Below are 8,651 nucleotides of genomic sequence, written 5' to 3'. Positions count from 1 at the left end.
CCCCGAGCAGCTCGCCGCCGAAGTCGAGAACCTCAAGACCAACTACGGACTCGAGATGTTCCCCGAGATCCCCCACCCCCGAGACCTCTAACCCAAGAGCTCAGCAACATTTTCGCCACCCGCACCTTGGAGATTTCTGTGACTACAACCCGTATTCAGTTCGAAACAGTTCCACACTGGATCGACGGCGCTCCCGCAGATTCGGCTGCCGCGGAACAGGTCGAGATCGTGGACCCGGCAACAGGCCATGCAGTTCGGACCGTCGGACTTGGAGGCGCTGATCTTGTTGACAAGGCCGTCGCTAGCGCACGAAGCGCCGCTGAATCCTGGGGGGCGACTCCGACCCCTGCACGGGCGACGATTCTCCTCGCATTTCGGAACCTCTTGCTGGGACATGGCGAGGAGATCGCCTCGATAATCACCGCGGAACAAGGAAAGACACTCGCCGACGCTAGGGGCGAAGTGGCTCGTTCCATCGAAGCGGTCGAGGTTGCAGCGTCTGCGGTCCAGCAGCTAAAAGGCGAGTACGCAGAGCAGGTCGCCAATGGGGTCGATACATATTCCTTTCGCCAGCCACTCGGAGTATGTGCTGGCATCACTCCGTTCAACTTCCCCGTGATGGTCCCGGTCTCAATGTTTGCGGCCGCGATCGCTTGCGGCAATTCATTCGTGCTCAAGCCAAGCGAGAGAGTGCCGTCAGCTTCCGTGCGGATGGCTCAGCTCCTTGCCGAGGCTGGTCTCCCAAGGGGTGTCTTCAACGTCGTGCACGGGGGCGTCGATGCAGTGAACGCGCTGATCGACCACCCCGACGTGGCAGCCGTGTCCTTCGTCGGCTCCACTCCCGTCGCGCGTGAGATCTATCGCCGCTCTGCCGAATCCGGCAAGAAAGTGCAGGCATTGGGCGGGGCGAACAATCACTTGGTCGTGATGCCCGACGCCGACCTGGACGCGGCAGCAGATGCGTTGGTGTCGGCGGCGTTCGGAGCCGCAGGTCAACGATGCATGGCTGTACCGGTGGCCGTCGTGGTTGGCGATGTTGCAGACCAGGTCGTTGCGAAGACAGCACAACGTGCCGAAGCGTTCACAACCGGACCCGGCGACGCGGAGGAATCCGACATGGGCCCACTCGTCTCGGAGGCTGCCCTCGAACGAGTCCGCAGCGCACTGGACACAGCCGAAAGCCAAGGCGGAACGGTCGTCGTGGATGGTCGGGCTATCGACTCCCGCGGGGAGGGATACTTCGTCGGGCCGAGTCTCGTCGACCACGTCCAGGTCGACAGCAATCTCTACCGGGACGAGATCTTCGGCCCTGTCCTCAGCGTAGTCCGCGTCGACGATCTCGACGAGGCACTCCGAGTTGTCAACGCCAGTCCGTACGGAAACGGTGCGTCGATCTTCACCTCCAGTGGCGCAGCGAGCCGCCACTTTGCGCATCATGTGCAAGCCGGAAGCGTCGGCGTCAACGTGCCGATTCCTGTGCCGATCTCGTGGTTCGGCTTCGGTGGCTGGGGTGATTCGCGCTTCGGCGATGATGGTTTGAACTACGACGCCTACCGCTTCTACACCAGGTCCAAGGTAGTTACGCAGCGCTGGACGGAACCCAGCAAGGGCGTCACGCCGAACTTCGTCGCGGCAGGGAATCAGTGATGATGCCCGATCAAACACCTGACCCCGAAAGCAGCGTCCCGGGCCAGCTTCCACGGCTTGATCATGTCGGAATTATGGTTCGCGACCTGGAGGCCACCTCGAATCAGTGGCAGAAAAGATTCGGGCTTTCCATCGCATCCACATTTGAAGCTCCCGCGCTCAATATTCGTGCATCCTTCTTCTCTTTGACCTCTGCCAGCATCGAACTTTTTACGATCGATGAGCCAGCGGCACTGTCGAATGCACTCGGGTGCGAATCCGCGATGATCGACCATATCGCTCTTAGGTTCGACAAACCTCTAGGCGAGGTCATCCTAGGGGGTTGCACTATTCGCGGACCTGGCCGCCCAGATCGGATCGATGGACCGTTCAAGATCGCCGGCTCGGACCACGTATGGACCGAGCCTCCGGGGATCGACGTTCTCCTACAGCTCATCGCCCCGGAAACCGCCGATCTTTAGGGGCGTATTCAAATCAGCTGATTCTCCACAGTATCGCAATTCAAGGAAGGAAACACCATGGGACGAATGGACGGAAAGGTTGCCCTGGTCACCGGGGCAGCACGTGGAATGGGGCGGGCACATGCAGTGCGACTCGCCGAGGAAGGCGCCGATATTCTCGCCCTCGACTGTCCCCCTGACACCGGGCTTCCATACCCGACGGCAACGGCTGAGGATCTCCAGATCACAGTGAAAGAGGTCGAGTCATTCGGCCGGCGGATCATCGCGCACGAGGGCGATGTCCGAAAGCAGTCCTCGCTCGATCAGCTTGTCACTGAAGGCGTGAAGGCATTTGGCGGTCTGGACGTAGCCGTCGCAAACGCTGGGATCTGGACGGTTCAGCCGTTCGCCGACATCTCCGAGGACGAGTTCTCGGCTGTCCTCGACGTCAACATCACCGGCGTTTGGCGAACGCTCAAGGCTGTCACTCCGGCAATGAAGGAGCGTGGCGGCGGTTCGATCGTAGTGACATCGTCCGGAAACGGCGTGGAGGGATCACCGCACTACGCGCACTACGTGGCCTCGAAGCACGGCGTCATCGGGGTTGCGAAGAGCGCGGCACTCGAGTTCGGACAGTACGGGATCCGGGTCAACATTCTGCTCCCGGGCCCGACCGACACCCCCGCGTTGGACTGGCAGGGCGGGTACGACCTGTGTTCAGGCAAGGGACCCGGTCAGGGCGTGAAGGAAGATCTCCAAGGCGCCAAGTACTGGTCGGTCCTGCGTGACGTTGGACTGCTCCCGCCGCGCGCGATGAGCGAAGCAGTCCTCTGGCTGGCATCCGACGAGTCGCGTTGGACGACTGGACTCGAGATGCTGGTTGATGGCGGGCACATGCTCATGCCCGGTTTGAACATGGCAAAAATGGCCGCTGACCAACAGCAGTAGCAGCGCGTCGAAACATAACGGATCACGCTGTGTGGAACTAGCCACTCACGCGGGGTCAACCGAAAAGCCCGATCGGTCGCAGCGAAGCAGACTTCTTGCAGGATCTGGTTCGCTGCGACCGGCGTATTTGCGCTAGTTGTGGGCACCTTGAGAGCCCGAACCCGAAGCACGGCGCTTAGAAACGGATGCCCCACGAGTAATGAGGAGTGCGGCCGCTGCCCAGCGACGACGGTAGAAATGCGCAACAGATACCGTACGAACCTGTGGTGCCCCAGAGCCGGCCGCAGCGCACCTCACGAGTCGCGCTGTTCGAACGCGCGGAGGGTCAGTGCGGCCAACCGCCGCGAGGCCCGCATCCGCGCCGCAGTGCTCTCCGCAGGCAGGCCGGCGTTGGCCGCGAGGACGAGGACCAGATCGTCCAGGGTAACGTCCGGACGGATGACGCCGGCCAGTTTCGCTCGTTGAGCCAGCTCGCTGGCAAGACGGATACTATGCCGTCGGCGCTCCTCGAAGGCGGGGCTCCCGGACTGTTCGGACGTGAACGCATGAGCGAATCCTCGATCGGTCGCGTGCATGCTCATGAGCTCGGTGATCGCGTACCGAAGTCCTTTGCGCGGGTCGTCATGGGCGAGGCCGGTGCGCAGTATCTCCTCGCAGCTGGATAGCTGGTGGTCGAATGCCTCCGTCTGGAGCGCGTCCTTGGTCGGGAAGTGCCGATAGACCGTCGCCGGGCCCACTCCTGCCCGTCGAGCGATCTCCCGGATTGGGACGTCGACCCCCTCCCGTGCGAACGCTTCTCGCGCGACGGCAAGGATCTGCTCGCGGTTGTCTCTCGCATCCGAGCGCATCAGGGGTTCTCACTTCCGTCGTCGCCACTCTCAGTTCGCCTAAGCGGACGGGGCGTTCCATTAAATTGATCGTATGAGAGCAATGCAGTTTCGCCAATACGGCCCAGCGGACGTCGTCGAGATCGCCGAAGTCCCCGACCCCCACGCCACGGCTGGTACGGTCCGAATCGCCGTTCGAGCATCCGGACTGGGCACGGGAGAACTTCGGATCCGTGCCGGCGATTTGCGGAACGTGGTACCGGTGGCCTTTCCGTTTCGGATGGGTTTCGACGCGACCGGCATCGTCGATGAAGTCGGAGACGGTGTCGAGGGCGTGGCGGTCGGCGATGAGGTCTTCGGGTGGACAGACCCGACACAGCGCGGCGCGAACGCCGAGCTCGCGGTACTGACTGCCTGGGCGCGCAAGCCCGCCTCCTGGAGTTGGGAGGAGGCCGGTGGCGCCGCCGGATCCGTAGAGACTGCCACGCGGGTCCTCGACATCGCAGGAACGGCCCAGGGAGACATCGTTCTCGTACATGGGGCCGCGGGTGCGACTGGGTCGGTGATCGTGCAAGTCGCGGCCGCGCGTGGTGCGCATGTCATTGGCACGGCGAGTGAACGCAACCACGAGTTCCTTCGTGAGCTAGGCGCGGTTCCGACGGCCTACGGCGATGGAATGATCAAGCGCGTGCGCGCCCTGGCTCCGGACCGCCTGGCCGCGGTGATCGACTGTGCGGGCGAGGCGCTGCCGGATCTCGTAGCGATCGCAGGTGACGCAGCGAAAGTCATCACGATCGCCGATCCCTCGGCCGCAACTCACGGGGTGCGAATGTCCAGCGGAGCTACCGACGAACTCGCCGAGCACGGACTTGCTGAAGCCGCGGCACTCGCTGACGCCGGTCAGTTGAGCATCCCCGTTGCCGCGGTCTTCCCGTACTCGGAGGCTGTGGCGGCTCAAGAACTCAGCGAGACGCGCCACGCCAGGGGCAAGATCGTCCTCATTCCTGACGCACGACCCTAACGCATGATGTGGTCGCGAACGCGTGGAGTAGGCGACTAACGGTCGCGGTCTCTGGCTGCCTCATCCACGCTGATGCACAGCCGTCACGCGATGCGCTGATTGACAGCGCAGGAGCATCCTCCGGACATGCGGAACATGACGTACCCCGGGAACGACCGCGCATACGTCGACGCGGCACCACTCATGCCGTTACGTTCCACAACGGTTGCATCGAAGTCGTCGACAAAAGACCAAACTCATCGTTGGCCCGACCTACGCGGACGCGCCGGGCCCGATCTCATATCAGAACCATCTTGACATGTACAGAGCCGCCGCGCGTAGATAGAAACTGAAACACCCGCCGAACTGCCGCGAACCGGACCATCTTGCAGATCCGGTTCGCCGCGATCGACTGGTTTTCATCAGCTGTGCCGCATCATCAGACCTTGGCCGATCCTCCCCGGTATTCGAGACCATATACGGTTCTCAGCCACACTGTTGTAGTCGTTTCGACCATATCGTGCACGGGAATAGCATTAGCGCTACGCATGGTCATCAAACCAAGATTTCTCTCGCCCATCCACATCAACGCCGCCGCCAAAGCACGAGCCGGCGGACCGTCCAGGGCAACGCCCCTAGAACGATCCCGCTCGATAGCCGCGGCGGCGGCGTCGATAAATCGGCCCAGAATTCGATCCCACTGTGCCTGCAGCGTCGGCTCCGCCGCCGCGGCGTCACCAACCTCGCGAAGCACGTGACCATGCCTCTCCCACACATTCACTACCTCAGAGACAGCATGTTCGATCGCCGCCTCCGGGGAGATCCCTTCCGGACGATCAAAAAACATCGACGCTGCATTGAACACGTCGTCGGTCACGCTCGACAAAAGCGCCGAAAGCACCTGCCACTTAGACTCGAAATAAAAATAGAATGACGACCGTGACAGACCCGCGCCCTTCGCGAGGCGATCAATGGAGATCGTCCGCATCGACTCATTGCGCAATGTCTCATAGGCACACTGAAGGATCGCCTGCTCTCGCATGTCACCCTTCAGATTCCGCCTGCCAGCCCGAGGCTCAGAGCCATTGAGACCGTTGGAAAAAGAAGGCACCATGTCTCTATCGTAGACCAATTGGGGGAGGCACACACATTAGGGTTCCGCTTTCAAATTCGAAGAAGCCCAGGTCTGATAACACCCACGTCCTTCGGCGCGGCACGAGGGCGCTTCTTCGGTCGTCTCAGAAGGCACCCGCGCGCGGCCCGGCACAGTCAATCAACTGCCTTGACCACAACTTTACCGCGGTACTCTCCTGCGATACTGCGATTCAATGTCAGTCGTGCGTTTTCCAAACCGTCGACTACCGTGTCCTCGCCACGCAATGCGCCCACAGCAAGGTCCTGGGCCAACTCTGCGATAATCTCGCCGTATCGATCTACATGATCAAAAACAATGAACCCCCGAAGAATGGCACGCTGCATCAAAAGCTGGCTAACGTTTCGGAGCCCCTGCTGCGTGTTATCGCTACCGTAGGCGTTGTATTCCGAGATCAGGCCACAAAGCGTGATTCTTGCCCCAATGTTTAGGCGGTCGAGCACATGGTCCATGATCTCGCCGCCTACGTTCTCGAAATCTACATCGATGCCATCCGGGGTAGCAAGGTCAAGCTGAGTCTTCCAGTCGTCAGCATGCCGATCGACGCAGACGTCAAAACCCAACTGGTCGACGACGTACTGACACTTCTTGGCACCTCCGGCGAGCCCAACTACCCGGGCGCCCCGTCGCTTCGCAAGCTGCCCCGCGATGGATCCTACGGCTCCTGCTGCTGCCGACACGAAAAAGGTCTCGCCTGCCTTCGGATCCCCGAACTCGACCCCGAGGTAAGCCGAAATTCCAGTGTGTCCTAGTACTCCGACGAAGGCAGGAAGAGGAGCCGGCAACGGATCAGGAAGAACCGTGAATGGCATGTCCTCACGCGCTACATCAGCCACGCAATAGTCCTGCCAACCAGTCAGGCCCACGACGTGCGAGCCGACAGGAAGGTCGTCCCGCTTGCTGGCAACGACCCGACCGACCCCCGCGCCGCGCATCACTGCATTCAACTCGACCGGGGGAATGTATGAGCGCATCTCACTCATCCACACCCGGTTTGTTGGATCAACTGATAGATAGTGCGTGCGGATCAGTGCCTGCCCTTCCGAAATCTCAGGCACTGGCTCCTCGGTCCACTCCAGATTCTCGGCCGTCACCTCGCCGGTTGGTCGGCTCCGCAGCCGATAGAGCCGATTGGTAAGTGCACTCATCGCTTTCTCCTCAAAGACATCTGCAGGTCATGCATGATTAGAAGACTAGACCATACGTCGATGTTCGTCAACAGCGTGTCGAGTCCTCATTGATTGAGTTCTTCCAGATGGGTCGGCGAGCCGCCTACCGGAGGAGTGCGGACAACTTCTCCGCGAATGTGGCGATGGCCCGCTCACCCTGTTCCAACACGCCAGCGAGCAGAAAGAAGCTATGAGGCATCCCCGCGAACTCCTGGTGTTCCGACTCGACACCAAACTTCTTGAGTTTGGCTGAGTACTGCCGGGCATCATCAGAAACCGGGTCGATCTCCGAACTGAGGATAATAGCAGCAGGGGCGTCCGCGAGAGTCGACTTCATCAACGGGGATGCAGCCGCAGACTGTCGAGTCTCCAAATTTGGGAAGTACTGATCGACGCACCATGCGAGGACCTGACGCGACAACAACGGTGCTTGCTCATATTTTGTAACAGAGTCATTGGTAAGAGTTACATCGAGAACCGGGCAGAGTAGACCTTGCGCCCGTACCGGTAATCCAGCCAGGCGATTCTGAACACCGACTGCTGTTGATGCCGCCAGCATCGCTCCCGCCGAGTCACCGGCCACCGCCAATGCATCTGGGCTCATCTTCAGTTCACCAGCATGATCAGACAGCCAACAGAACGAGTCAATCGCGTCGTCGTGCGCCCGAGGGAACACGTTCTCGGGCGCCAGTCTGTAGTCGACAGAGACCACGCTCAATCCGCCTCGTACGCTCAGCTCGCGACATAGCGAGTCATGCGATTCAAGACTGCCCCTAACGAATCCACCACCGTGAAAGTAAACGACGCCGGGAAGGCTTCCGACTGGCCCCTTGGGGCGATAGATGCGAGCCCCGATCGACCTCCCCGGGAGGTCGATCACGATGTCTCTCGCGTCGCAACGCGAGTTCGGAAGGCCAGCTAATGCTGCCAACTTTTCTCCAGCTGACCTGTAAGACGCGATAGGTACGTCCCAGGGCAGTGCAGGTGGAGCCTTGGACAAAGACGCGAGCAAGTCACGTACCTGTGGATCGAGAGTCGCCATATCAGCCCACACAATCTATTGCTGGACGTGGGTTCGCTTGCTGTAGCACGGTCGTTCTTCCTGTTCCGTCGGCTTTCTCATGGGCACCATCTCCTCCGCCCCTGAGACCCGGGCGGCATGTTCGGGGCTACTGTGCACGCAACGTCGGCGATCGTCAACAGCCTGTCGGATTCTCGACGCACCGACTCGCTCACGCTCGAGGCCCGCAACTACAGCCACCCAAACTCGAGAAATCGACGGAGCGTTGACTATCCCCAACTGTGAGTCTAGTCTCAGGGATGCACGAGTCAGACTCACCCGCCTCGCCCACATAGCGAGCCAAAACGAAAGGGGCCACCATGGCCACCAAGTCCGATGTCGACCAGATCCAGCCGTCGACAACCCGCGACGGAGAGAGCTACGTCTCACACCGCGACGACGTGCAC

At 60.9% G+C, this 8,651-nt stretch carries 8 protein-coding genes; 4 read left to right on the top strand and 4 right to left on the bottom strand.

Annotated features, from left to right (window positions below):
- The first annotated feature begins 138 nt into the window (after positions 1-138).
- The 3 genes from ACIO3S_RS29690 to ACIO3S_RS29680 are packed head-to-tail and all read left to right on the top strand — an operon-like array spanning position 139 to position 3,035.
- Positions 139-1,647 (top strand): CoA-acylating methylmalonate-semialdehyde dehydrogenase, encoded by a 1,509-nt coding sequence (locus tag ACIO3S_RS29690; RefSeq protein ID WP_400470568.1) that lies wholly within the window; start codon positions 139-141, stop codon positions 1,645-1,647.
- A complete protein-coding gene (locus tag ACIO3S_RS29685; protein ID WP_400470565.1) occupies positions 1,647-2,108 on the top strand; it encodes a VOC family protein in 462 nt (153 codons plus the stop codon). Before ACIO3S_RS29690 ends, ACIO3S_RS29685 begins: the two co-directional genes overlap by 1 nt.
- 57 nt (positions 2,109-2,165) lie before the next feature.
- Positions 2,166-3,035, top strand: coding sequence for a mycofactocin-coupled SDR family oxidoreductase (locus tag ACIO3S_RS29680; protein ID WP_400470562.1), 870 nt, complete (start codon positions 2,166-2,168; stop codon positions 3,033-3,035).
- Positions 3,036-3,328: 293 nt separating this feature from the next.
- Here the strand turns inward: ACIO3S_RS29680 and ACIO3S_RS29675 are convergent, their stop codons facing one another.
- Positions 3,329-3,883, bottom strand: a complete 555-nt coding sequence (locus tag ACIO3S_RS29675; protein ID WP_400470559.1) for a TetR/AcrR family transcriptional regulator — start codon at positions 3,881-3,883, stop codon at positions 3,329-3,331.
- A 73-nt stretch (positions 3,884-3,956) separates the two neighbouring features.
- Here ACIO3S_RS29675 and ACIO3S_RS29670 point away from each other — a divergent pair, with 73 nt between their 5' ends.
- Entirely contained in the window at positions 3,957-4,883 is a 927-nt protein-coding gene (locus ACIO3S_RS29670) for an NADP-dependent oxidoreductase (RefSeq protein WP_400470556.1), read from the top strand.
- Between the two features lie 418 nt (positions 4,884-5,301).
- Here ACIO3S_RS29670 and ACIO3S_RS29665 read toward each other — a convergent pair whose 3' ends face one another.
- The 3 genes from ACIO3S_RS29665 to ACIO3S_RS29655 all read right to left on the bottom strand — a co-directional run bounded on the left by ACIO3S_RS29665 (position 5,302) and on the right by ACIO3S_RS29655 (position 8,226).
- Positions 5,302-5,904 carry a TetR/AcrR family transcriptional regulator gene (locus ACIO3S_RS29665; RefSeq protein WP_400470553.1) on the bottom strand — a complete coding sequence of 201 codons (603 nt, stop codon included), beginning with the start codon at positions 5,902-5,904 and terminating at the stop codon, positions 5,302-5,304.
- Between the two features lie 227 nt (positions 5,905-6,131).
- Positions 6,132-7,163 carry an NADP-dependent oxidoreductase gene (locus ACIO3S_RS29660; RefSeq protein ID WP_400470550.1) on the bottom strand — a complete coding sequence of 344 codons (1,032 nt, stop codon included), beginning with the start codon at positions 7,161-7,163 and terminating at the stop codon, positions 6,132-6,134.
- Between the two features lie 124 nt (positions 7,164-7,287).
- Positions 7,288-8,226, bottom strand: a complete 939-nt coding sequence (locus ACIO3S_RS29655) for an alpha/beta hydrolase (protein WP_400470547.1) — start codon at positions 8,224-8,226, stop codon at positions 7,288-7,290.
- Between the last annotated feature and the right edge of the window lie 425 nt (positions 8,227-8,651).

It is taken from the genome of Nocardioides sp. NPDC087217 (assembly GCF_044744805.1).
Taxonomy (GTDB): domain Bacteria; phylum Actinomycetota; class Actinomycetes; order Propionibacteriales; family Nocardioidaceae; genus Nocardioides.
Note: the sequence above shows the minus strand (reverse complement) of the source record. Positions and strands in the feature narration are given on the sequence as shown.